Below are 21,955 nucleotides of genomic sequence, written 5' to 3' on the forward strand. Positions count from 1 at the left end.
CACCACCTTCGAAGTCGAACGTCAGCTCCAGCAGCTTGTCGCCGCGCCCCTGCCGCACCTCCGCGACCGGGTGCCTCGGTCGAGTTCTGTACCGGTTGGAATAGAAGTCGTGGACCCGAGGTTGTGCCCCTCAGAGATGGCCGCCACGGCGAGATCGTGGAAGGGCGTCGCACGTCATCACTGTCCGAGTGCACAACCCCGACCTGGGGAGAGGGAGAACATCATGTCTGAGTCTGAAGTGCGCGAGGTTTTCGAGCGCTACATCGATGCACTCAACGCTCATGACTTCGACCGCATGACCGAGTTCGTTCACGACGAGCTCATCGAGAACGGCAAGCCGGTCAGGCGGGACGACATCATCGCGGAGCTGAAGGCGCACGGCGATGCCGTGCCGGACTTCACCTGGCGGGTCCAGGACATCGCCATCGACGGTGACCGCGTGGCAGCCCGTCTGTTCAACAAGGGCACGCACACGAAGGAGTGGCTCGGCGTGGCCCCCACCGGCGCCACGTTGGAGTTTGCCGAGTACTCCTTCCACAAGGTCCGTGACGGGCGCTTCTACGAGATGAACTACCTGATCGACGCCCAGGCAGTGCAGCGACAGCTCGGCAGCTGAGGCGCTGTTCGCGTTCGACTTCCCGAGCGGCGACAGCACCGGCTCGGGAAGTCGAACGCGAGGCACAGCCAGGACCACATCACTCTCACTCGGAGATCAGCAGGACGTCCCTACGCCCGCTCCGCGGAGACGATCCTGCCCAGGCTGGCCGACTCCCTACGCGATCTGCTGCGCCAACGCGACCAGGTCGCCAGCGAAGTCGAGAGGATGCTTGATGCCCACCGTCTTGCCGCGGTCCTGACCCCGATGCCCGGCATCGGGGTCAGGACCGGAGCCCGGATCCTCCTCGAAGTCGGCGACGGCACCACGTTCGCCAGCTCCGGCACCTGGCCGCCTACGCCGGCCTAGCGCCGGTGACCCGCCGCTCCGGCAGCAGCATCCGGGCGAGCATCCACCCAAGGGCGGCAACAAGCAGCTCAAACGCGCGTTCTTCCTCGCCGCGTTCGCCGCCCTGGCCGACCCCGCCAGGTAGACCGTGACGTGGTCGGCCTCCACACCGCGTTCGAGCAGCAGTTCCTCCACGTCCCGGTAGGAGAGGTTGAACCGGAGGTACCACCGGACCGCGAGGACGATCACCTCGGGAGAAAACCGGAACCCGACGAACTCCGACGGCGGCGGGGACCAGGACTGGGGACGGATATGGCGATCTCACCAGCTCACCTGCCCACACGGGTAGTCGATCTGCCTCCACCAAACGCAACAGGCCCCTCCATTCGGAGCGACTCGCCGCACTCACCCCGCGCGAACGCGAGACGGTCGCTCTAGCCGCGACCGGCCTGTCCAACCTGGAGATCGCCGATCGGACGTACCTCGGCCCTTTCACCGTCCGCGCCCCCGTGCAGCGCGCCATGACCGAGCTGGAGGCACGCGACCGCGCGCAACTCCTTGTTGTCGGCTACCAGACGGTCTGGCTCGCGCTGACCGCAACGCGGCACCGAACAGGTGTGATGGCTGGGTGGGGCGCCGCTCAGTGAAGCGCCAGGCAACGCTCTCCGCTGTGCCAACGGCCAGCCCAACGACTCGACCGGCGTAAGACGCGTCGTACACCCGAAAGCCGTCGGCGGAGGCGAAAGCCGCAGCCGAGCCGCACTGGCAGAACATCGAGGTGCGTCGTCGCAAGCCACACACGCGGAGTTCCAGGCAGGTCAGTGGAAAGACGGGGGAAGATGCCTGCTCGACGGTTCAGCGCGATCCGTGGACGAAAGCCGGGAGAAGGCTCGCCAACGCCAAAGATGGCGGGGCATCTGCCGGATCGCGACGGGCCGGGGCCACTCGCCGGCGCGGAACCACGCTTCGGTGCCGCCGTCGACGACGACGACGCTGCCACTCATGAACGCCGCCGCGGGCGAGAGCATCATCATCACCCAGTCGGCGAGGTGGCCGGGGTCGCCCACTCCGCCGATCGGGTTGGGGAACGACTGAAACGCCCTGGCCGCGACCGGGTCCGCCAGTTCTGCGTCGAGCAGCGGCGTCTTCACCGGTCCCGGGGCAATCACATTGAGCCTGATCCCAGCACCGGCCCACGCCCGAGTTACTGCCGCGCGCCGTGCCCAGTCGGTCACCGCGAGCTTCGACGCCGCATAAGCGAAGTTGGGGGCGGCCCGCCCGAATATCCGCGCCCTCCGCACCGCTTGTTCGATCTTGCCAGCGCGAATGGCACGGAACACCATCCGGGGCACGTGAGGCATGACGGTGGGCGAGTTGCTGCCAAAGACCACGGCCCGAGCATCACCGCTCGCCGCGAGCGCCGGCCGCAGGGCAGTCAGCAGCTCGACCGAGCCCAGGTAATTAATCTGTGCGATCCTCCGCGCGCGGTCGGGACCGGGCACGGGCCCGATCCCGGCGGCGACTACCGCGCCGTCGAGTCCACCACCGGACCGCTCGAGTATCCCGGCGGCCGCTGCCGAGCGGCCTTCCCCTGTCGAGAGGTCGGCGATGATCTCGGCGTCGTGCAGATCCACGCCGATCACCAAGTGTCCGGCCGCGCTCAGCCGCTCGGTCACCGCAGCGCCCATCCCCGATGCCGAACCCGTCACTGCGTAACTGCCCATGCGAATCCTTGTCTCTGTGGGAACATCGATTACTGCTGAGCGAATACGACGCCGCGACAACGACGTTGTCGACCGTTGCGGTGACGGTGCGGGTAACCGCTTCGGCTCCCCCATTGCCTTGCTCGAGTTGCTCGGCACGGGTGATCACGGAAAGGCCCAGGGAATCTCGCGGTGGAACTGGCGCGGGGTTCCGCTTCCCGGGAACAGCGCCCCAAGCGGGACGACCCGGGGCTGCGGTTCCGCACCGTCGACGAGCACGGCACGAACGTCGGAGATCAGGCGGGCCCGGCGCCCGGCAAGCCAGAGACCACGTCGATCTCCCTTCGACAGCCGGCGTGGTGGACATGCCTATGACACCAGCCCCCGCAGCCACCCATCAGTGACAGCACGTCACAGATCCGTGTGACGTCGTGTCACTGGCCATGGCCCGCGACGTCGTCTTCGGGCGGTTGGGCCGTCGGTTCCAGGCCGCGCCGGCCATCGGCAGTGATCGCAGCAGCTTGACGATGTGTGACTGACACCCTCCTTCCGACACGTGGGTAAGCGGAATCTCACATAGATGTGAGGTAAGAACGGGGAGGTAGGTCAGCGCCGGGATCGTAGCGGTTCCGGAAGGGACGGCGACCTGGCGCGTTCCGTTCGGGCTGGCGTGATGGACCACGTCGACGGACAGTCATACGTGGTCGCCGCACTCGCCGCCTCCCGCGTGCCCGCCGTCACGCAACCCGGCAGCGAGGCGACGATGGCACATGTCGCGCGAACACTGCACGACCACCTGCGGACGGGCACTCTGCCATGGTGGAGTTAGCCAGCTCGTGGCCCTAGTACTCCAGCAGGAGATCCGTTCTGACCTGCTGTGGCGGTGTGGGCTTGTCCGTGGGCACGGAGTGTCGACGACGCGTGAAAAATGACCCCGTGTCCTCGGCGCCGCAGCGGCCACACCACCACCCAGGACGGCCTGATCCCGATCACCGTCTACGAACTCCAACGGCTGTTCCACGCCCTGACCATCGAGCCCCCGCCGCGTCGGCGACGTCATCGCCTGGTCCGTCTTCCCCTCTGTGCCGAGATCTACCGTTCGGTGAATGTCGCCATCGACATGCTCGCCGAGATCGGGCCAGGTCTGGGACGCCCGCTGGTCGACACGGTGCAGGGTTCGAGGGCCCGATCTACGCTTCGGCCGTCAGTCCGAGGTCCGGATCTGCTCCAGGTAGGTCAGAGGTTCCCGGAGGTACTCCATGAGTTCCCGCAGCGCGTCCTTCTCCGCCGTGGTGATCACGACGTCCTCCTCCGACAGGGCGCCGACGAGCGTCGTGATCGCCAGGTCCCAGGCCCCGGCGCCTCCGGCGGTCAGGACGATCGGCCGGTACTTCGGGCTGATCTTGGGTGCGAGCTGGTCGGTGATCTGGCGGCTGTACCAGTAGTAATCGTTGACTTCCATGGGTCTCCCGTGGGTTCGGTGGTTAGGCCGGCGGGTTGGTGGTGACGCCCTCGCCGCTGAGCGGGAAGCCGCCGGAGATGCTGCCGTCCTTGCCGAGGGTAACGACGCATCGTAGCCAAGATCAGCCACTACGCCCCCGACAAGCCATCACCAAGCCTTGAAACGGATCTCCTGCTGGAGTACTAGCCGCTCGCGCATCCAGACGAGCACGACCATGCCGATGTTGACGGCGGCAAGGATCAGCAGGGATGCGTCGCCGGAGTCGGTGGACCGGTCGATCGCGAAGGCCTCGCCACCCGCCATCAACGTGTTGACGGTCGTCATCAGGACGTTGTTGGCGATGTGGAACGCAACCGGCGCCTCGACGCCGCGGCTGATGATCGCCATCAGCCCGGTAGAGATGCCGAACACCGCGTAGTATCCGAACAGCCAGGGGTCGGTCGACCCGTGGGCCACGGCGAAGGCCAGGCTGGAGACCACGAGCCCGACGACCAGGGCCGGGCGAACCGCACGCACCCAGGATGCGGCGGCGGGCAGCACGGCGCTTCGGTACATCAGCTCCTCGCCGGCGGCCTGCATCGGAGTACTCAGGACGACGATCACCAGCATGACGATCGTCGTGCCGGTGACCCCGAAGGTGGTCCAGCCCGGAGCGTCCGGTGCGACCAACGCCACGACACCGATCCCGCCGCCCACCAGCAGCGCCGCGCCGATTAGGTACTGCACCAAGCGGCGCGTGTCGAATGCTCGTGGTGAGCTGATCAGACTGCGCCACGGTACCTTGGCCATCCACACCAGGAGCAGGATCGCCAGTACGCCCGCGGTGCCCACGCTCAGGTTGACGGCCAGGAACTTCAACGGCGTGAAGGTGGCTGCCATCGGGTCGTCGCTGCCCTCAATGATGCCGACGACCTGGTAGAGCAGAACCTGCAGGATCACCATCACCACCGGCGGCACAATGATGACCACGAGCGGCTTCCACCAACTCATGCGCAGGTGAGCGCCGAACGGCCGGGGCCTGTCGACGGCTGGCCGAGAACGCTCCTGTGTCGGGAGGCTCGAGCTGTTCGAGGCAGGAGGGCTCGGGCGACTCGTCGGGTCCCGGGGCCCGTCGGGCCTTGGTGCGTTCATCGGGAAAGTTCCTCTCGGGCTCGGATCGGTGGATGTACTCACGGGCGAACACCGTGCCGTGGGGGCACACTCCAGTCAGATGGAGGCGTCTCGGCGCGGGATCCGCCGGTTGAAGGCAGAGGATCGAATGCGCAGCGCCGTACGGAGGGACGGACCACCTCGGTCCGGTTCTACCTCGACGAGGTCGACCCGATGCCCGTCGACTGACCCTGGATGCGGCTCCATCCCCGCCAGCTCCTCGCGCATCCGCTGCTGGCGCTCGATGCTGGCCGCCAGCTCGGCATCGGGGGCGGACACCTGTTCCGCCCCCGATGCCGACTCAGGACATGGTCAGTCGCGCCGGCAGGTCGTGTCCCGGGCGGGCATCGTGCCGTCGACCAGGTACGACGTGGTGAGGTTCAGCACGCAGGCGTTGCCGCCGAGCACATAGACGCCGTGCCCGCTCTCGTTGGCGGTCACCAGCCGAGCGCGCTGGCCGAACTGCTCACGCAGCAACTTGCCACCCGCCAACGGAGTGACCGGATCGTGCCAGTTCTGAAGGATCAGCACCTTACGCGGCCCCTTGTCGCTGATCGCGACAGGCGGCTCGGACGGCTCGTACTTCCAGTAGGCGCACGGAGTGATGTTGGCGCTGGCCGCACCGTACAGCGGGTACCGCTCACGGTCCTCGGCGACGGCCCGCCGGTAGGTCTCCACGTCCTCAGGCCACTCGACGTCATTACAGGTGACGGCGAGGAACACCGTCAAGGCGTTGTCGGACGGGCTCGGTGCCACCGCCGCCTTCGCCTCCGAGGGCACCTTGCCAGGGTCCCGGTACGACTGCCAGATCCGCGCGAGGTTCCCGTACTGAATCTCGCTGTAGAGAGAGGCGAAGGTGACGAATCGGAACACAGCGCCATTGAGCCCGTCGGCCGCCGGTGTCCGGTCAAGTCGTTCGGCGATGGTCAAATAGGTCGTGCGCACCTGCTCCGGCGTGCGGCCCAGCCCGTAGGAGTCGTGCCGCGCCGCCGCCCACTCCGCGAAGTCGGGCAACGTCTGTTCCATGCCGAGGGCGTACCGCCGCAGACCGGCACGGTCGAGGTGGGTGTCGCCGATGTTGCTGTCCAGCACGATCCGGTCGGCGGTTGCCGAGAACATCGAGGCGTACGCCGCACCCAACGCCGAGCCGTAGGACGCCCCGTAGAAGTTGACCTTCTCCTCGCCGAGCGCGGCCCGGATACGGTCCAGGTCGCGGGCCATGTTGGCGGTCGTCAGGTGTCGCAGCCGCCCTTCGGTGTCGTTCGCCGCGCACCGGGCGGCGACCTCCTTGACGATCTCCGCCTGCCGGGTCACGGCCGCGCCGTCGACCGCGTACGGCGGAATGTTGGCCCAGTAGGCGTCGACATCGGTGAAGCCACAGCTGACCGGCGCCGAGTGCCCGACGCCCCGGGTGTCCATGCCGATCAGATCGTAGGCGTCCAGGACGCTGGCCGGCAGCCCCTTGCCGGCCAGGAATCCCGGCTGGTCCAGCCCGGTGCCGCCCGGACCGCCGGGGTTGAACATCAGCACGCCGCGCCGCTTCTCCGGCTTCGTGCTCGCGATCCGCGACACCATGATCTCGATCTGCGTGCCCTCCGGGTCACGGTAGTCCAGCGGGACCGGCACCTTCGCGCACTGCACCAGAAGTGGCGGCGGCACCACGACATTCTCCGGGCACGCGGCCCATGCCGGCCGCGCCGTCGATTCCCCGGCCGTCGCCGGAATCACCGCAGCCAGCGCACCAACCATGCCAAGCATCCCCATCAGGGCGATGCCACGTCTTCGATACACGTCCAGGTCTCCCGTCCTTCGTTGCGGTAGTCCACCCGATGCCACACCGTGCCCCGGAAGCACAGTCACGCCAGAGACCACGTCGGGCTCCTTCGACAGCCAGCGTGGTGGACATACCTTGATGACAGCAGCCCTCGCGGCCACCCGTCAGTGCCAGGACGTCACAGCACCGTGTGACGTGGTGTCACTGGCTACGGCCCGCGACGCCGCAGCGTGACGACGTGCGATCGCCGCCCGCCGCTGCCATGGTGGAGTTAGGGCGGCCCGTAGCTCTCGAGCGCGTCCTGTACGGCGCCCAACACCTGTTCCCCGCGCATCAGCGCCGCGCCCGCTGGCAGCCATATCGCGTCGGCGCCTTCTCCGCAGCCGACGTCGAGCGCTCGTCCGGGTCGCAGGCCAGCGACCTCGGCGACGAGGACCGCGTTGGGCGCGCCGCTGAACACCTGATCCCGGCTGCGATAGATCTCATCCCAGTGGTGCACGTTCGTTGTCGTCGCCTCCCGCGCGGTAGAGGTCGTCCACCAATCTGCGCCCACCCGCGACAAGCCGTCAAAGGTTTGCGGAAACTGCAAGATAGTCCGCATGAATGACGAGTTCGATGACGTGCTGGCCGCGGTCGGTCCACGGCTGCGCGAGTTGCGTCGCCGCCGCGGCGCCACCCTGACGGCCCTGTCGCAGACCACCGGCATCCCGATCAGTACCCTGTCCCGGCTCGAGTCCGGGCAGCGAAGGCCGGGCCTGGAACTGCTGCTGCCGCTCGCCAAGGCCTTCCAGGTGCCACTCGACGAGCTGGTCGGCGCCCCGGCCACTGGCGACCCCCGGGTCTATCCGCAGCCGTTCACCCACAACGGCATGGTGGTCATCCCGCTGACCCGCAAACCCGGTGGGCTGCAGGCGTTCAAGCAGATCCTCCCGTCCGGCCCGAACGATCTGGAACCCGATCCGCGTTCACACGAGGGCTATCACTGGCTGTACGTCCTCAACGGGCGGCTCCGCCTCGTCCTCGGTGACCAGGACCTCGTCCTCACCAGCGGCGAGGTCGCCGAGTTCGACACCCACCTCCCGCACTGGTTCGGCAACGCCGACGCCTCGCCGGTGGAGTTCCTGAGCATCCTCGGCCCGCAGGGCGAACGCTTCCACATCAGGGCCCGCTACCAACCCTCCCCTGAACCGTCCGCACCGCGAAAACCTCCACGTGGCTTGCCGATCTCGGATCGTGCTGGAGAAGCCGACGTTGCCGACAGCGTCGACGTGGTCGACGTGCTCACGATGCTGACCCACCACGTGCGAATGCTGTGACCGAACACTGCCGCAAGACCGACCACCGCGACGACCTGGTCCGTAACCGCACGCAGACCGTCAACCGGCTGCACGCGCTGCTCCCCAAGCTTGTTCCCGCCGGCCTACCCTGCGGACTTGCCCGCCCGATGACACAAGGAACAGGGCCGGCGCCGGCCGGTGCGATCGGATCGCACGACGCCACCCAAGGTGCCAGATCGGAATCCATAGAACCACTGAGCTGGAGCCGCTACCGCGCTACGCCGCCACGGCCGGCCGCCTGGCCGTGGCAAGCAGGTGCGCCGCGAACTCCGTGACGATCGGGCGCGTGCCGTGTGCCGGTGTGGCGAGCTCCAGCCGGCTCGGGGAGAGGCCGGCGACAGGCCTGGCCACGATGCCCGGAGTCGAGTGGTCCGGCATCGCCGGGCGGTGGACGAGAGCGATCGATCGGCCGAGTTTGATCTCGGTGACCAGCTCCGACACGCTGCCCACCACCGGGCCGCGACGCCAGGACCGCCCGTCCAGATCGGCGCCCGCCCAGTGTTGCAGTTCCTGCGGCGACACGTCGTTGAGATAGGCGATCGGCTCGTCACGTAGATCGTTCAGCGTCACGTCGTCCTTCGGCGCGAGGGTGTGGCTTTCGCTCAGCAAGACGACCCGTGGCTCGCACGTCGGCTCCCGCAGCAGCAGGCCGTGGCGGTCGCGGCAGTCGCGCAACAGGCCGAGAGCGTCGCGTACGCCGACCAGCTCTGGGCCGACGGCGGGGCTTGCGAACTGCACGTCTGGCCCGGCGGCACGCACGCCTGGAAGGTGCTGATCGCGGACAGCCCGATGGCCCGGCAGGCGGCCTCGGCGCGGTCGGGCTGGCTCGGGCGTCTCCTCGCTCGTCCCGCCTCCGCCTGACCGGCCACTAGCTCGTCGGCAGCGCTGCCCACGCGTACGCTGCGCCCAGGGTGACGACGGAGCAACTGCCTCATGCTTACCTGGAGGTTCAAGGACATCGAACAATTGTCGGCCGCCGCCTCGGTTGAGGCGGTGGCGGTTGGTGTTCCCGCTGCTGGCGGGTAGGGATGCCAACTCCCTGATCGGCCAGCACCTACCTGACGAACCCGGCTGGAGCGATCACTAGGACGTCGTCATCGGGTGCGACGCAATCGCGATCAAGTCGGCGACGACTTCATCGAGGGGTCGGCTGGCATCCAGCTCATGCGTGCAGCTCGCTCTGAGCACCGGCTCGACCCTGGCGAGGTCATCCAGAATCATCGCTCGTTCCACCGGAGTCTTCCCGTACTCGTTCGTCGTTCTGCACGCGACCCGGTCAAGGATCACGTCAGCAGGGGCGCTGAGTAGGACGACCGCGTTGAAACGGTCGTAGAACTTCGGCTGGTTCCTCACGCACCCCTGAACGAAGAGTGAGCGACCGTCATCGGAGTCCAGCAGCCCGGTGATCCTTTCCTCGACCCAGAGCCACTCCCCGCGGTGCACCTCGTCGACGAACTCGACGTACTCGCGATACTCGCGCCAGCCCGGATCATCGGTGTCTACGACGCGATAACCGCGTCGGGCAAGTTCGGCGAGCGCCGACGACTTGCCCGTTCCCGACATGCCGGTTACCAAGATCTTCGACATCGGGACAACGCTACCGGCCCGACCACAAGTCCTCCCGGCCCCGGTCGACAGCTCCCGTTCAAGACCCGAATCAGTTGGGGGCTGGGTCAGACCAGGCCGGGAGGGCTCTCTCTGTACAGGAACTTGCCGTCGCCGGACCCCACGGCCACCAGCCGTCACAGCTGGGCGATCACCACCTCCGTCGCCTGGGCGATCAGGGCGTCGTCGTAGCTGGCGTCCTTCTCACCGCGGCTGGACAGCACGGCGAGGACGATCGGCGCGCGATCCGGCGGCCAAATCACCGCGATGTCGTTGCGGGTGCCATACCCGGCGGCCCCGGTCTTGTCCCCGACGACCCACCCGTCGGGGACACCGGCTCGGATCAGCGCGGCGCCGGTGGTGCTGCCCCGCAGCCAACCGTTGAGGATGCTGCGGTCTGCGGGCTCGAGGGCATCCGCGACGGCGTACGCCCGCAGATCACCGGCCAACGCCCGTGGGGTGCTGGTGTCCCGCCTGTCGCCCGGCGTCGCCTCGTTGAGCTCAGTCTCGTAGCGCGCCGCGTCGGTGACCTTGTCACCAATTTTCCGCAGCTCCTTCTCGAACCGCTGCGGTCCACCGAGATGGCGCAACAGCAGGTTGCCGGCCGTGTTGTCGCTGTATCGCACGGCGGCGTCGGCGAGTGCGCGCAGCGTCATGCCCTCGGCGACGTGCTGCTCGGTGATCGGCGAATACGTCACCAGGTCGTCCGTCGAGTACCGCACCACACGATCCAGCTCGGCGTCCCTGGTCTCGTCGAGGACCTCGGCGGCGGCCAATGCCTTGTACGTCGAGGCGTACGCGAACCTCTCCTCGGCCCGGTACCCCACGGTCCGACTCGTACCGGTGTCGATCGCGTAGATGCCAAGCCGCGCGCCGAACCTCTCCTCCAGCCGTCGGAACTCCCGGTCCCGATCGGCGGCGGTGGACGCGGTGACCGTCACCGGACGGTCCCACGTCGGCTGCTCAGCGGCGTCGGCGGTGCCGCATGCGGCCAGGGGAAACAAGACCGAGACCGCTGTCACCGCGATTACCAGACGTCGTGTCGAAAGAGCCATCATCACTCCTTGTCGTGCGGGGACCCGACCGCTAACAGCGCCGGTCGGGCATGAATCGACCCTCACAGGAGTCGAGCATGCTGTCGAAGACCGAATTCACGATGTTGATGCCGATCCGGCATCCACTCGGCGACGGCCGAGCATTGGCACGGACTCCTCCCCAGCGGCCAAGGTCACCTCAGCTCGGATGTCCGGGAGTTAACCGGCCGCGTCCCGCGCTCCTCAGGGCATCAGGTGGCGTTCGGCGAACTCCCAGATGATGACGGTGGCGTCGGGGCCTGCGTGATCGGTGTAGCTGCCGTCACCATCCGGGCCCGGCCATGCGTGCCCCATGTGCTGGACGCGGTATGTACGGGTGTCGGCCCGGAGCGGGTGGCACGGATGTTCGACGAGTCGAGTGGCGACCAGTGGCGGGACGACCTCGTCCTTCTCGCCCGCGTCATCCAGGCCATCACGATCCGGTTGGGAAGGCGGAGTGCGCCGAGGGAGACATTGTCGAGGAGTGATGTCATGGCCTGACCGTAAAACCTGACGTTGATGTGAGATGCAAGTCTTGGGTGTGGGACGAGGCGTGGTTCACCCGGGTGCGGCGGTCATCGGCGGGGCTCCCAGCGGAAGAGTCGGGTGGCGAGGGCGACGGCGACGACGACCCAGCCCAGCGTCGGTGCGAGCAGGGCAAGGGATTCGGTCACCGCGACTCCACCGTTCCAGGCGTTCATGGTCAGCTCGGTGGCCGCGCCGCCGGGCAGGACCCTCTTGAGCAGGGTCAGGTCCTCGGTGCCGCTGATGCCCACCCAGGTGGCCACGGCGATCACGCCGAGGGTGACGGGCAGGGTGGTCACCTGGGCGTGTTCGGGTGAGTTCGTCAGTCCCGCGGTGGCCAGGGCCAGGCCGATCATCATGGCCAGGGTCGCGAGGACCGCCACCACCAGCAGGACGACGTTGGCCGGCCCACCAGCGACCACGGCCAGTGCGGTCAGGATCGCGGTTACCTGCACCAGGGCGAGGACGACGACGGGTAGCAGCAGGCCGGCGAGGATGCTGGCGTCGTCGGCGGCGGTGGATCGTAGCCGCTTGAGGAAGAGGTTCTGACGCCGCGACGCCAGGGTGGTGACGGCGGTGGCGTAGAACCCGAACGCGGCCGCGGTGAATATCACGATCGCCGCGATGTAGCCGAGGCTGCCGATGGTCGCGAAGGTCTCGTGCTGACGCACGAAGAACACGCAGACCGACACGGGAATGATGAAGCTGGTGATCAGCACAAGCCGGTTCCGAAAGATCTGGATCAGCTCGCTGGCAGCGATGGACAACACGGTGACACTCCTCTTGAGAGAACGAATCAGCTGCTGATGGCGCGGAACACGTCGTCGAGCCGGGTTGCCCCGGCCTCCAGACCCCGCAACTCCACGGCGTGCTCCTGCGCCCACCCGAGCAGGAGATGCAAGTCCTCCTGCAAAGCAAAGGTCTCGACCATGACCTTCCCGTCGGCGTCTACGACAGCCGGCAACGGCAACGACGGTGCCGGTGTCGGTGTCGGTGTCGGTGTCGGTGTCGGGAGGGAGAAGCGGATGACCGCCGGCAGGGTGCGAGTCAGCTCGGAGACCGTGCCTTCCCGGTGGAAGGTGCCCTGGTGCATCAACCCGATGCGGTCGGCGCGCTGCTGCGCCTCCTCCAGGTAGTGCGTGGTGAGCACGATGGTCGTGCCGTTCTCACGCACCCGGTCCACCGTCGCCCACACGGCGTCGCGGGACTGGATGTCCAGGCCGGTGGTCGGCTCGTCCAGGAAAATCAGCTCGGGTGTTCCGTAGACGGCGGTCGCGAAGTCCAGCCGTCGTTTCTCCCCGCCGGAGAGCTGGGACACCTTCCGGCCGGCCCGGTCGGTGAGGTCGACGAGGTCGAGTAACCGGTCGACGTCGTCGGTACGCCGGGTGAGCCGGCCGACCAGACCGACGGACTCGCGGACGGTCAGGTCCGGGGAGAACCCGCTCTCCTGGAGCATCACGCCCATCCGGGGACGTACGGCGCGTCGGTCCTGCGGGCTGTGCCCGAAGACACGCACGGCGCCGGAGGTCGGCCTCCGGTGTCCCTCGATGGTCTCCAGCGTCGAGGTCTTCCCAGCCCCGTTGGTGCCGAGCAGCGCGTACAGCTCCCCCCGCCGTACCTCGAAAGAGAGATCCTTCACCGCGTGAAAGTCGCCGTACGTGAGGTTCAGGCGCTCGACTTCGATGACTGGTGTATTGGACATGCATCCATGACAGCGGGACTCGCGGCCACCCGTCAGTGCAACCACGTCACAGGTACATGTGATGTGGTGTCACTGGTCGCGGCCGGCGACAGGCGGATACTGGGATGGTGACCGCAAGATCGCCGCGCTACACCGAGTCGACGCAGGGACGGCTGCGCCGGCTCAATCTCGCGGTCTCACTGCCGCCGCTCATGATCGCTGCGGCCTTCGTCCTATTCGTTGACGCGGATGCCTGGTGGCACGTCATCGTCCTGGCTCCGGGGGTCGCGGCGGGCCTGGTGGCCTTCGAACGGTGGACGGCCAACGACCTCGCCCGGGTCGCGCTGCCCGGCCTGATCGTGGCGGGAGCCGTGTGGCCGCTGGGGGTGCTGCTGACCGGCAGCCCGAACGCGTACTGGGGTTTCTGCGCCGTGGGTTCCCTCGCCCTGCGCGAGGTGCGGCGGCGTCGGGCCCCGGCGGTGGCCGGGCTGTTCTCCTACGTCGCCGTCGTCGGCGCGGCGCGCCTGCTGGTGGAGCGGGACGACGTACGCGAGGTCCTGGTCAGCTACGTCCTCATCCCGACCGCCCTCACCGTCCTGGTGACGGTCATGACGATAGTGGGCGAGCGGTTCTACGACCTCATCCGGGAACTCGAACAGACCCGGGAGCGCGAGGCGGAGCTGGCTGTCGTCCGGGAACGCGTCCGGTTCGCCAGCGACCTGCACGACATCCAGGGCCACACCCTGCACGTGGTGAAGCTGAAGATCGCGCTGGCGCAGAAGATGCTGCTCCGCGACGCCGGACGGGCGGATAAGGAACTACGCGAGACGTACGCCCTGGTCAGCGACACCATCGCGCAGACCAAGGAACTCGCCTACGCCCAACGGCGGCTCAACCTCTCGGCGGAGATCGAGAACGCGAAGAACCTGTTCGAGGCCGCCGGCATCCGGGTGCGGGTGACACGTGAGGCCGAGGTCGACGCCCGGGCCGGCGAACTGCTCGGCCAGGTTCTGCGCGAGACGACCACCAACATCCTGCGGCACTCGCAGGCCACCCAGGTGCAGATCACGCTTTCCGCGGCGGGTATCACGATCGTCAACGACGGAGTGGCGGGCAACTCGATTCCGGGACTCAGGGGGTTGTCGGCCCTGCGACAACGAGTGTCCGGTGACGGAGGTGAGCTGACCGTGGAACAGCACGAGGGGCGGTTCCGGACGGCCGCGATGTTCCCGTCCGCCCGTGCCGGCACGACTGCGGCTGCCTCGGAGCACGACCGATGACGACCATCGTCCTCGCCGACGACGAGGTGCTGCTCCGCACGGCCCTGGCCGCACTACTGCCGCTGGAGGGCGACATCACCGTCCTCGCCGAGGCGCAAGACGGACAGACGGCCGTCGAAGCCACCCTGCGGCATCGACCCGACGTGCTGGTCATCGACCTGGAGATGCCGGGCGTGGACGGCCTCGGCGCAGTCGCGCAGATCCGCCACGCGCGCCCGGAACAGGTGGTCCTCATGGTGACCCGGCACGCGCGGCCGGGCGTACTGCGAAAGGCATTGAAACTCGGTGTCCAGGGCTTCGTCAGCAAGTCCGCCGAGCCGGCCCACATCACCTCGGTCATCGCCACCCTGCACACCGGCAGGCGCTGGATCGACCCGGAAGTCTCCGCGCTGGCCGTCATCGACGACTGCCCCCTGACCGACCGCGAACTCGACGTCCTGCGGGAGACCGGCTCTGGCTACTCGGTCGCCGACATCGCCGGCCGGCTCCACCTTGCGCAGGGCACGGTGCGCAACTACCTCTCCAACGCCATGCAGAAGACCCAGACCCACACCCGTCACGAGGCGGCGCGCTACGCCCGCGAACACGACTGGCTGTAAGCGACGGTCCGGACGGCCCCCGTCATCTGGCGCTGGCGCTGCTGAGCGAGGGCCCGAAATACGGCCTGCGGCTACGGCAGTAGTTCGAGGCGCAGACCGGAGAGTTCTGGCCGCTCAACGTCGGGCAGGTGTATCCACCCTCCACCGGCTCGAAAAGGACGACAGCGTCGAATCCGACGAGGTCGACGGCACCATCTGAGCGGGGCACGTGCCGGCCTTCCTGGGGCGCCGCAGTATGGCCTTGCCGAGGGGCCAACCGTTTGGCAGCGACGCGTCGCACCTCGGCATCGGAAGGTCACCGGAAGAAAGCGCCAAGTTGTCGTGCGCCTAGCCACCCTCGACTGCGACGGCCCGACCGGAACTTTGCAGGACGAAACCGGAGAACACTTTCCCTGTCGTCGAATTGGTGGCTCAGAACGCTAGCTGAAATCAGCGGGTCGCAGCCGCAGCTTGGCGGCGATCCGGGCCAGGGCCCGCTGGTCGGCGGCGGTGAGCGGGTCCAGCACGAACTGCCGCACCGCACGCACGTGCGTGGGTGCGGCGGCGACGACTATTTCGTAGCCGGTAACGGTGAGGCCAGCGATGGTGTAGCGGCCATCCTGGGGGTCCGGCGACCGCTCTACCCAGCCCCGCTGCTCCAGCCTCTTCACAACGTTGGACAGGCGTGAAAGCGATCCGTTGGTCAGGTAGGCCAACTCGCTCATCCGCAACTGGCGCTGCGGGGCTTCCGAGATGTGGCTGAGCGTCAGGTACTCGAAGAGGGTCAGGCCGGCGGTGCGCTGCAGTGGGGCCTCCAGCCGCCCCGGCAGCAGCAGTGCCAGTGAGATCAGACCGGTCCACGCCTCCTTCTCGTCGGCGGTCAGCCATGGCGCTTCGTCGGTGGCGTCGTCCTGGGACTTCGGGCCGCGGGTGGTCATGGCAACACGATACCGAGCAGGTAATGGTTGTAGCTTGAAGTCAAACGCTGTTATGGTCGATTCACGCGTGAAGTTAATGGGGGAGAGATCATGAGCAAGGTCGAGTTCTACGCCACTCCCGGGTACGGCGAGACGCAGTTGGCCAACATGCACTACAACCAGGCGGTACGTGTCGGCGACCGGGTCGAGACATCGGCCAAGGTGGGTGGGACGACGACTGGAACTTCCCAGAGTCCCTCGAGGACGAGATCGTCCGGGCCTTCGACAACGTCGCGCGAACCCTGGCTCTGGCTGGTGGAACGTGGCGTGACGTGATCGCCGTCAACTCGTACCACATCCCGGAATCCGCTGAATTCATCGGTGAGGTGCACAACCGCGTCATGGTGGAGCAGTTCCGCAAGCGCATGGGCGACCGCGCGCCCATCTGGACAGAGACCGGTGTTCCGGCCCTCGGTGCCCCGAAGATGCGCGTGGAGATCCGCGTCACCGCGGTCATCGGTCAAGATGGCTGACCAATAGGTCGGACTCAGGCAATGTCCCAGGCCGCTGCGTGGTCAATTGGGGTGTCTCTGACTGGAGTACGGGCGGTGTCGCGCCGGTTGGAGAGTGGTGTGGGACCGGAATGGGTGCGGATGTCGTCCTCGGACAATCGTGGTGAGGTCGATCCTTAGTTCCGGGGAAGCGTGGCCGCGGCGATGACGGCGTTGTTGACGATGGTCGCCGTGACTGTTCGGGCGACCGCTGCGGCGGCGGCTCCGGCTCCCCAGTTGCCCTTCTCGAGTTCCTTGGCGCGGGTGATCACGGAGGAGGTCCAGGGGATCTCGCGGTGGAACTGGGGCAGTGTGCCACTTCCCGACAGCAGCGCCGTGAGCGCGGCGACACGAGGCTGCGGCTCGGCCCCCTCGACGAGCACGTCGCGGACGTCGGCCAGGAGGCGTGATCGACGCCCGCTTCCGCCGTCCTCGAGGACGGTCATGCGGAACAGACCGAGCGCCTTGCGGGTTCCCCTGCGAATGTCGCCGCGTTCGATGAGCCTTTCCAGCAGCGGGCTACGCAACGTCGGTCCGATCGCCGCGAGCACCGTCTGGACACTTCGGGGCTTGGCGGAGAGGTAGTCCCACGCTGAGCGCAGAATGTCATCCGACGGCGGGTGATCCTCGACGGCCTCCACCCGCGCCGTCCCGCTCCGGCCGGAACCGGTTCGTACGTGATCGCCGAGCCCGAGATCTGCGAGCACCGCGCCGGCCAGGGTGTAGAAGAGCGTGTTCTCTCCGGCGATGGTCCCGGTGCCCGGCTGGAACAGGAGGAGCAGGAGATCCTCCGCCAGGGTCGGAGCCTCGATCCGCCTCGCCTCGCCCGGCGTCTCGGTCCCGCCGCCGACGAAGGGTTCCTCAGGGTGCTGCGTCATCGGGTCGAACCTTCCTGTTGTCGATGGGTCTCACGGCATGCTCCTCGAACCGCGAGGTGCGACGGTCGAGATCCGTCTCGACTCGGCCTCACCGGAGACCTGTTCCTGGGACACGGTCACGTTCCGTAAGAGGAGACGATGCTCGTCTGCTGCCTCATGTGCTCGCTCTTTGACAGGTGCGATGCCGGATTACCCGGTGCCGTCGCCGGTGGTCAGTGTTCCTGCTTGGCGCGCCGGACCCTCGCATCTTCGGTCAGCGGTCGATGGCGGCCAGGTTTTCCTCGTCGAAGCGATCACCGGAGGCCGGGGGCAGGCTGTTCAGCCGGGCGACCTGGTCGGCCGTGAGCGTAAGGCGGTCAGCGGCGGTGTTCTCCTCCAGCCGGGCGATCCGCGTGGTGCCCGGGATGGGGGCGATGTCGTCGCCCTGGGCCAGCAGCCAGGCCAGGGCGACCTGCGCGGGTGTGGCCCCGATCTCGGTGGCGACGGCACGGACCTCGTCGACGATGCGAAGGTTGCGTGCGAGGTTGTCGCCGATGAAGCGTGGGTTGGTACGGCGCCAGTCGTCGGCGTTGAGGCCGTCGAGGGAGCGGATGTTCCCGGTGAGGAAGCCGTGCCCGAGCGGCGAGTACGGCACGAAGCCGATCCCCAGTTGGCGCGTGGTGGGCAGGATCTCGGCCTCGGGGTCACGGGTCCACAGTGAGTACTCGGTCTGGACCGCGGCCACCGGATGCACGGCGTGAGCCCGCCTGATCGTCACGGAGGCCGCCTCCGACAGGCCGATGTGGCGGACCTTGCCCTCGGCCACCAGCTCGGCCAGCGTCTCCACGGTCTCCTCGATGGGCGTGTCAGGATCTACCCGGTGCTGGTAGTAGAGATCGATGTAGTCGGTCCCCAGACGCTGTAGGGACCCCTCCACGGCGATCCGGATGTTGGCCGGGGTGCTGTCCGGACCGGAGCGTCCGGTGTGGGAGATGAGGCCGAACTTGGTGGCCAGCACGACCTCGTCCCGGTGCCCTCGCACGGCACGACCCACCAGTTCCTCGTTCGTGAAGGGGCCGTAAAGCTCAGCGGTGTCGATGTGGGTGACCCCGAGATCCAGGGCACGCCGGATCGTGCGGATCGACTCGTCGAGCCGGCCGGCGCCGGTGTAGAACGCCGACATCCCCATGGCGCCGAGGCCGATGCGAGAAACCTCGAGGCCGCCGAGCGAAGTGTTCTTCATTGTGCGGACTTCTCCACCTGCTAGTTATGTTTCGATCGGTACAGAACTCTAGCACTTCCGAACCGATCAGTACTGAATGGCGCCCGTCACACACCCACTGAGAGGCATCTGCCCAGGCTGCCGCTCCGTACGGGTTCTGTACCGAGGAGTACGCTGGCCGTATGGGTGGGTTCCGGAAGGCCGCCATCGGCCGCCCTCGCGGGTTCGACATCGACGAGGCGCTGGAGCGCGCCATGCAGGTGTTCTGGGCCCGAGGTTACGAGGGCGCGAGCCTCACCGATCTGACCGCTGCCATGGGGATCACCAAGACGAGCATGTACGCGGCCTTCGGCAACAAGGAGCAGCTTTTCCGCAAGGCCCTCCAGCGCTACGGGCAGGGGCCAGCCTCCTACGCGACGCACGCCCTGACGGAGCCGACCGCGCGAGCAGTGGCCGAGGCGTTCCTCCGTGGATCGGTCCAGACCACGACCCGTCCCGACGCCCCCTCCGGATGCTTGACCGTTCAGGGCGCGCTGGCGTCCGGCGACGACGGTCGACCCGCCCGCGACGTGCTCGTCGACTGGCGCAACGACGCTGGCGTGCGTCTCGAGGAGCGCTTCCAGCGCGCCGTCGACGAGGGCGACCTCCCGCGTGACGCCGAGCCGGCGCGACTCGCCCGATACATCATGACGGTGGGGTTCGGCATCGCCGTCCAGGCCGCCAGTGGCCTCGGCCCCGACGAGCTCCAGGAGATCGCCGACACGGCCATGCTCAGCTGGCCACGGTAGCGACCGCGTGACTCCGTTCGAGGTCATCCGAGGCGGCGCTGCCCGACAGCTAGGACGACCATCCGCCGCCCGTCGCAGCGCATCGAGCTGGGCGGCGTCATACAGCTCTTTCACCGCATCGATGAACGTCTGCCGCGTCACGTGCTCACTCTTGGACAGGTCCGCTGCCGGGTCGCTCAACCAGGGGTGGTCGACGAGATGCCGCGCCAGGATCGGTGCGAGCTTCTCGGCGAGGTTCCGCCGAGTCGCCTCGTCCGCGTCGGGTTGCACGACGTCGATGTCGTGGCCGATGGGATCCGTGTCGGCCTCTACCATGCGCCGCAGGCCCGCCATCGCGTCCTCGTCGTGGAGCTGCGGGTGAATGTGGATCATCGAGCTGTCGAGCCCGGACAGACCTGATGCGACGGGCTCGAACCCCGCAGACGTGTCGGCCGGCGCGCTGTCGCGCAGGATGGCCGCGACGTCCGACCGAGTTCTCGGCAGGCGCTCGATGTCCGCCGCGAGTTCGGTGTCGACTCGGCTCAGCGCGTCCGGGGCGATGTTCCCGTCCACCTCGCCGATCCGGGAGAGCGGCACCCCCAGATCGGCGAGCCGTCCGATGCACGGAAGGCGTACGAGATCCCGCGCCCCGTACCGCTTGTATCCGTTGTATCGGCGCTCGGGCTCTTCGAGCAGGCCGAGACGGTGGTGGTGCCGAATGGTGTTCATCGTGGTGCCGACGAGTTCCGCAAGCGCACGTGTGCTCCAGGCCACGTCGTCTCCTTCCCGCGCTCGTCTCGATCGCCGTACTGCCGGATCTAGATGTAGCAGGTGGGCGTGGTGGCCGGCAGCTTGAGGTCGATGAGGTAGTCCGCGGCGATGGTGTCGACGCACTCGTTCTTTCCGGAGGAGACGATGGTGTGTCCCTCCCCCTCGACGGTCAGCAGGGCGCTGCCCAGGGTGTCGGCGAGGCTGATGGCACCCTGGTGCGGAGTGGTGGCGTCACCGGTAATCGAAACGACCAGCGTGTCCGGCAGGCCCACGACGTTCTGCGCGTACGGGATGCCGAGCGTCGGTGCGGCCGGCCAGAACTCGCATCCATCGCGTGCGCCCGCCGCAGGGTCTCCGCCGGGGTTCATGAAGGGCGCCGTCTCGTAGGTCTTCACGCGCAGCCGGGTGGCGTCCTGCGGGGTGAGCCGTTGCTCGTCCATGCAGTTGATCGCGAACATCGCCTCGATGGCGTTGCCGTTGACCACGGAGTCGGGCTCACCACCTTCGAAGTCGAACGTCAGTTCCAGCAGCGTGTCGCCACGCCCCTGCCGCACCTCCGCAAGACCACTCATGATCGCGGGCCACTTGTCCGGGCTGTACAGGCCCGCCATCACCCCACCGAGCGCCTCGTCGAAGTCGAGCTCCTGGTCGAGTGCGGGCACGGGCTTGTCCCGTAGCGGCTGAACGATCGTCTGAAAGGTCGACGTCCACGCCTTCGGATCGGTCCCCAACGGGCAGGTCGCCTTCTCCGCGCACGCGGCGGCCATCGCCTCGAAGGCTCGCTGGAAGCCCCCGTACGCCGAGAGCCGGCGCTCGATCGTCCCCAGCCGGGGGTCGAAGGCACCGTCGAGGACCATCGCCCGCACCCGCTGCGGGAACTGCTCCGCGTAAACCGCTCCCAGCCGGGTGCCGTAGCTCTGACCGAGGAACGTCAACTTCTCCTCACCGAGCGCCGCCCGCAGCACGTCCATGTCACGAGCGGTCGTGCGCGAACCCATCTGCGTAAGCGCCTCCACACCCCCGGATCCCTTGGCGCAGCGGTCGAACACCGCCCGGGTGTCCTCCTCCGTCAGCGAGGCGGTCATGGTCATCAGCGGGAACACCTCGTCGCCCCGGCTCGTGCCGCCCTCGGTGTAGCAGTCGGCCGCGGGCTTGGTAGCGCCGACACCACGCGGGTCGAAGCCGACCACGTCGAACCGTTCGGTGATGCGGCTCTTCGTCATCTGAGCCACGACGCCCAGACCGCCCAGGACGCCGGTGCCGCCCGGACCGCCGGGGTTGAACAGCAGCGAGCCCTGCGACTCTCCCCGGGCGGCGACGCGCAGGACCGCGACGGTGGTGACGGTGCCCTGAGGATCGTCGTAGTCCAGCGGCACACTCAGCCACGCGCACTCGGCCGGAGCCTTTCCGAGGATCTCCGCCTCACGCGGGCTCGTGGCGAAGTCGGTACAGCCCTTCCACTCCAGCTTCTGGGTGTAGTACCGCTCCAGCGCAGCACTGGTCGCGCTTTCGCCCGGATCTGGGTTCTCTTCCTCGCCGGATGTGCACGCCATGACCGAACCCACACAGGCCACCAGGGCGATACTCGCGAAGCCGAGTCGCCGTAGGGGCGGGCGACCCCTGCCGGGGCGGGACGTAATGCTCGTCCTTCTGCTCACGTTACGGACTCTCTTTACGCTTCTGCTAGTCGAGACTGTCTGCACCGCACCTGGTGTTCACGACCGGCGTCAGCGTGTGCGTTGCGGCCGGTCAAGGGAGCC

The 21,955-nt window shown here is 67.7% G+C and carries 23 protein-coding genes and 6 pseudogenes; 12 read left to right on the top strand and 17 right to left on the bottom strand.

The window, feature by feature from the left end; all coding sequences use genetic code 11:
* The first annotated feature begins 223 nt into the window (after positions 1–223).
* Positions 224–616 (top strand): ester cyclase, encoded by a 393-nt coding sequence (locus tag ACFP2T_RS17710; protein WP_377422993.1) that lies wholly within the window; start codon positions 224–226, stop codon positions 614–616.
* Positions 617–724: 108 nt separating this feature from the next.
* A pseudogene (locus ACFP2T_RS17715) lies at positions 725–1,079 on the top strand (transposase); the annotation flags it as partial.
* Between the two features lie 8 nt (positions 1,080–1,087).
* On the opposite strand, the pseudogene ACFP2T_RS17720 reads toward ACFP2T_RS17715, so the two are convergent.
* Positions 1,088–1,192 (bottom strand): annotated as a pseudogene (locus tag ACFP2T_RS17720) (IS6 family transposase); the annotation flags it as partial.
* A gap of 164 nt (positions 1,193–1,356) precedes the next feature.
* Here ACFP2T_RS17720 and ACFP2T_RS17725 point away from each other — a divergent pair.
* Positions 1,357–1,590: pseudogene (locus tag ACFP2T_RS17725) on the top strand (LuxR C-terminal-related transcriptional regulator); the annotation flags it as partial.
* A gap of 171 nt (positions 1,591–1,761) precedes the next feature.
* Here ACFP2T_RS17725 and ACFP2T_RS17730 read toward each other — a convergent pair.
* On the bottom strand, positions 1,762–2,667 hold the full coding sequence (locus ACFP2T_RS17730) for an SDR family oxidoreductase (protein WP_377422995.1): 906 nt from the start codon (positions 2,665–2,667) through the stop codon (positions 1,762–1,764).
* Between the two features lie 646 nt (positions 2,668–3,313).
* On the opposite strand from ACFP2T_RS17730, the pseudogene ACFP2T_RS17735 reads away from it, so the two are divergent.
* A pseudogene (locus ACFP2T_RS17735) lies at positions 3,314–3,475 on the top strand (serine hydrolase); the annotation flags it as partial.
* A gap of 375 nt (positions 3,476–3,850) precedes the next feature.
* On the opposite strand, the gene ACFP2T_RS17740 reads toward ACFP2T_RS17735, so the two are convergent.
* From ACFP2T_RS17740 to ACFP2T_RS17760, 5 genes and pseudogenes are all read right to left on the bottom strand, one after another.
* Complete coding sequence (locus tag ACFP2T_RS17740) at positions 3,851–4,108, bottom strand: hypothetical protein (RefSeq protein WP_377422998.1); 258 nt, start codon at positions 4,106–4,108, stop codon at positions 3,851–3,853.
* A 147-nt stretch (positions 4,109–4,255) separates the two neighbouring features.
* Entirely contained in the window at positions 4,256–5,077 is an 822-nt protein-coding gene (locus tag ACFP2T_RS17745; RefSeq protein WP_377423001.1) for a CPBP family intramembrane glutamic endopeptidase, read from the bottom strand.
* Between the two features lie 237 nt (positions 5,078–5,314).
* Positions 5,315–5,536, bottom strand: coding sequence for a hypothetical protein (locus ACFP2T_RS17750; protein ID WP_377423003.1), 222 nt, complete (start codon positions 5,534–5,536; stop codon positions 5,315–5,317).
* 33 nt (positions 5,537–5,569) lie between these two features.
* Positions 5,570–7,048, bottom strand: a complete 1,479-nt coding sequence (locus tag ACFP2T_RS17755; RefSeq protein ID WP_377423006.1) for an alpha/beta hydrolase — start codon at positions 7,046–7,048, stop codon at positions 5,570–5,572.
* 293 nt (positions 7,049–7,341) lie between these two features.
* Positions 7,342–7,530 (bottom strand): annotated as a pseudogene (locus ACFP2T_RS17760) (class I SAM-dependent methyltransferase); the annotation flags it as partial.
* A gap of 100 nt (positions 7,531–7,630) precedes the next feature.
* Here ACFP2T_RS17760 and ACFP2T_RS17765 point away from each other — a divergent pair.
* Positions 7,631–8,347, top strand: a complete 717-nt coding sequence (locus tag ACFP2T_RS17765; RefSeq protein ID WP_377423008.1) for a helix-turn-helix domain-containing protein — start codon at positions 7,631–7,633, stop codon at positions 8,345–8,347.
* Positions 8,348–8,584: 237 nt separating this feature from the next.
* Here ACFP2T_RS17765 and ACFP2T_RS17770 read toward each other — a convergent pair whose 3' ends face one another.
* A complete protein-coding gene (locus ACFP2T_RS17770) occupies positions 8,585–9,106 on the bottom strand; it encodes a LysR substrate-binding domain-containing protein (protein ID WP_377423065.1) in 522 nt (173 codons plus the stop codon).
* Between ACFP2T_RS17770 and ACFP2T_RS17775 the strand changes: the two genes are divergently transcribed.
* Positions 9,020–9,229: an alpha/beta hydrolase family protein gene (locus ACFP2T_RS17775; protein WP_377423074.1), complete on the top strand. Its 210-nt coding sequence runs from the start codon at positions 9,020–9,022 to the stop codon at positions 9,227–9,229. The genes ACFP2T_RS17770 and ACFP2T_RS17775 overlap by 87 nt on opposite strands.
* A 222-nt stretch (positions 9,230–9,451) precedes the next feature.
* Here ACFP2T_RS17775 and ACFP2T_RS17780 read toward each other — a convergent pair whose 3' ends face one another.
* The 4 genes from ACFP2T_RS17780 to ACFP2T_RS17795 form a co-directional block, all read right to left on the bottom strand.
* On the bottom strand, positions 9,452–9,955 hold the full coding sequence (locus ACFP2T_RS17780) for an AAA family ATPase (protein WP_377423010.1): 504 nt from the start codon (positions 9,953–9,955) through the stop codon (positions 9,452–9,454).
* Between the two features lie 155 nt (positions 9,956–10,110).
* Complete coding sequence (gene bla, locus ACFP2T_RS17785; protein ID WP_377423012.1) at positions 10,111–11,028, bottom strand: class A beta-lactamase; 918 nt, start codon at positions 11,026–11,028, stop codon at positions 10,111–10,113.
* Positions 11,029–11,621: 593 nt separating this feature from the next.
* The gene (locus tag ACFP2T_RS17790; protein ID WP_377423015.1) at positions 11,622–12,341 is read right to left on the bottom strand and encodes an ABC transporter permease; all 720 of its coding nucleotides are present in this window, start codon (positions 12,339–12,341) and stop codon (positions 11,622–11,624) included.
* A gap of 26 nt (positions 12,342–12,367) precedes the next feature.
* Positions 12,368–13,273 carry an ABC transporter ATP-binding protein gene (locus ACFP2T_RS17795; protein WP_377423018.1) on the bottom strand — a complete coding sequence of 302 codons (906 nt, stop codon included), beginning with the start codon at positions 13,271–13,273 and terminating at the stop codon, positions 12,368–12,370.
* 104 nt (positions 13,274–13,377) lie between these two features.
* Here ACFP2T_RS17795 and ACFP2T_RS17800 point away from each other — a divergent pair, with 104 nt between their 5' ends.
* Both ACFP2T_RS17800 and ACFP2T_RS17805 read left to right on the top strand, forming a co-directional pair.
* The gene (locus tag ACFP2T_RS17800; RefSeq protein WP_377423020.1) at positions 13,378–14,532 is read left to right on the top strand and encodes a sensor histidine kinase; all 1,155 of its coding nucleotides are present in this window, start codon (positions 13,378–13,380) and stop codon (positions 14,530–14,532) included.
* Positions 14,529–15,131 carry a response regulator transcription factor gene (locus ACFP2T_RS17805; RefSeq protein ID WP_377423022.1) on the top strand — a complete coding sequence of 201 codons (603 nt, stop codon included), beginning with the start codon at positions 14,529–14,531 and terminating at the stop codon, positions 15,129–15,131. The genes ACFP2T_RS17800 and ACFP2T_RS17805 overlap by 4 nt, the downstream gene beginning before the upstream one ends.
* A gap of 419 nt (positions 15,132–15,550) precedes the next feature.
* On the opposite strand, the gene ACFP2T_RS17810 is transcribed toward ACFP2T_RS17805, so the two are convergent.
* On the bottom strand, positions 15,551–16,048 hold the full coding sequence (locus ACFP2T_RS17810) for a MarR family winged helix-turn-helix transcriptional regulator (protein WP_377423025.1): 498 nt from the start codon (positions 16,046–16,048) through the stop codon (positions 15,551–15,553).
* A 90-nt stretch (positions 16,049–16,138) separates the two neighbouring features.
* On the opposite strand from ACFP2T_RS17810, the gene ACFP2T_RS17815 reads away from it, so the two are divergent.
* A complete protein-coding gene (locus tag ACFP2T_RS17815; RefSeq protein ID WP_377423028.1) occupies positions 16,139–16,363 on the top strand; it encodes a RidA family protein in 225 nt (74 codons plus the stop codon).
* The gene (locus tag ACFP2T_RS17820; RefSeq protein WP_377423067.1) at positions 16,297–16,560 is read left to right on the top strand and encodes a Rid family hydrolase; all 264 of its coding nucleotides are present in this window, start codon (positions 16,297–16,299) and stop codon (positions 16,558–16,560) included. The genes ACFP2T_RS17815 and ACFP2T_RS17820 overlap by 67 nt, the downstream gene beginning before the upstream one ends.
* 155 nt (positions 16,561–16,715) lie before the next feature.
* Here ACFP2T_RS17820 and ACFP2T_RS17825 read toward each other — a convergent pair whose 3' ends face one another.
* Complete coding sequence (locus ACFP2T_RS17825) at positions 16,716–17,456, bottom strand: GOLPH3/VPS74 family protein (protein WP_377423030.1); 741 nt, start codon at positions 17,454–17,456, stop codon at positions 16,716–16,718.
* A gap of 253 nt (positions 17,457–17,709) precedes the next feature.
* Positions 17,710–18,678 carry an aldo/keto reductase gene (locus tag ACFP2T_RS17830; RefSeq protein WP_377423032.1) on the bottom strand — a complete coding sequence of 323 codons (969 nt, stop codon included), beginning with the start codon at positions 18,676–18,678 and terminating at the stop codon, positions 17,710–17,712.
* A gap of 233 nt (positions 18,679–18,911) precedes the next feature.
* Here ACFP2T_RS17830 and ACFP2T_RS17835 point away from each other — a divergent pair, with 233 nt between their 5' ends.
* Together ACFP2T_RS17835 and ACFP2T_RS17840 are read left to right on the top strand one after the other, a co-directional pair.
* Positions 18,912–19,445 carry a TetR/AcrR family transcriptional regulator gene (locus tag ACFP2T_RS17835; RefSeq protein WP_377423069.1) on the top strand — a complete coding sequence of 178 codons (534 nt, stop codon included), beginning with the start codon at positions 18,912–18,914 and terminating at the stop codon, positions 19,443–19,445.
* A 186-nt stretch (positions 19,446–19,631) separates the two neighbouring features.
* Positions 19,632–19,844, top strand: a complete 213-nt coding sequence (locus tag ACFP2T_RS17840; protein ID WP_377423035.1) for a hypothetical protein — start codon at positions 19,632–19,634, stop codon at positions 19,842–19,844.
* A gap of 165 nt (positions 19,845–20,009) precedes the next feature.
* On the opposite strand, the pseudogene ACFP2T_RS17845 reads toward ACFP2T_RS17840, so the two are convergent.
* Positions 20,010–20,318 (bottom strand): annotated as a pseudogene (locus ACFP2T_RS17845) (MerR family transcriptional regulator); the annotation flags it as partial.
* Positions 20,243–21,748, bottom strand: a complete 1,506-nt coding sequence (locus ACFP2T_RS17850) for an alpha/beta hydrolase (protein WP_377423037.1) — start codon at positions 21,746–21,748, stop codon at positions 20,243–20,245. The gene ACFP2T_RS17850 and the pseudogene ACFP2T_RS17845, both read right to left, overlap by 76 nt.
* Positions 21,749–21,955 lie beyond the last annotated feature (207 nt).

Source organism: Plantactinospora solaniradicis (assembly GCF_042658085.1).
GTDB lineage: Bacteria > Actinomycetota > Actinomycetes > Mycobacteriales > Micromonosporaceae > Plantactinospora > Plantactinospora solaniradicis.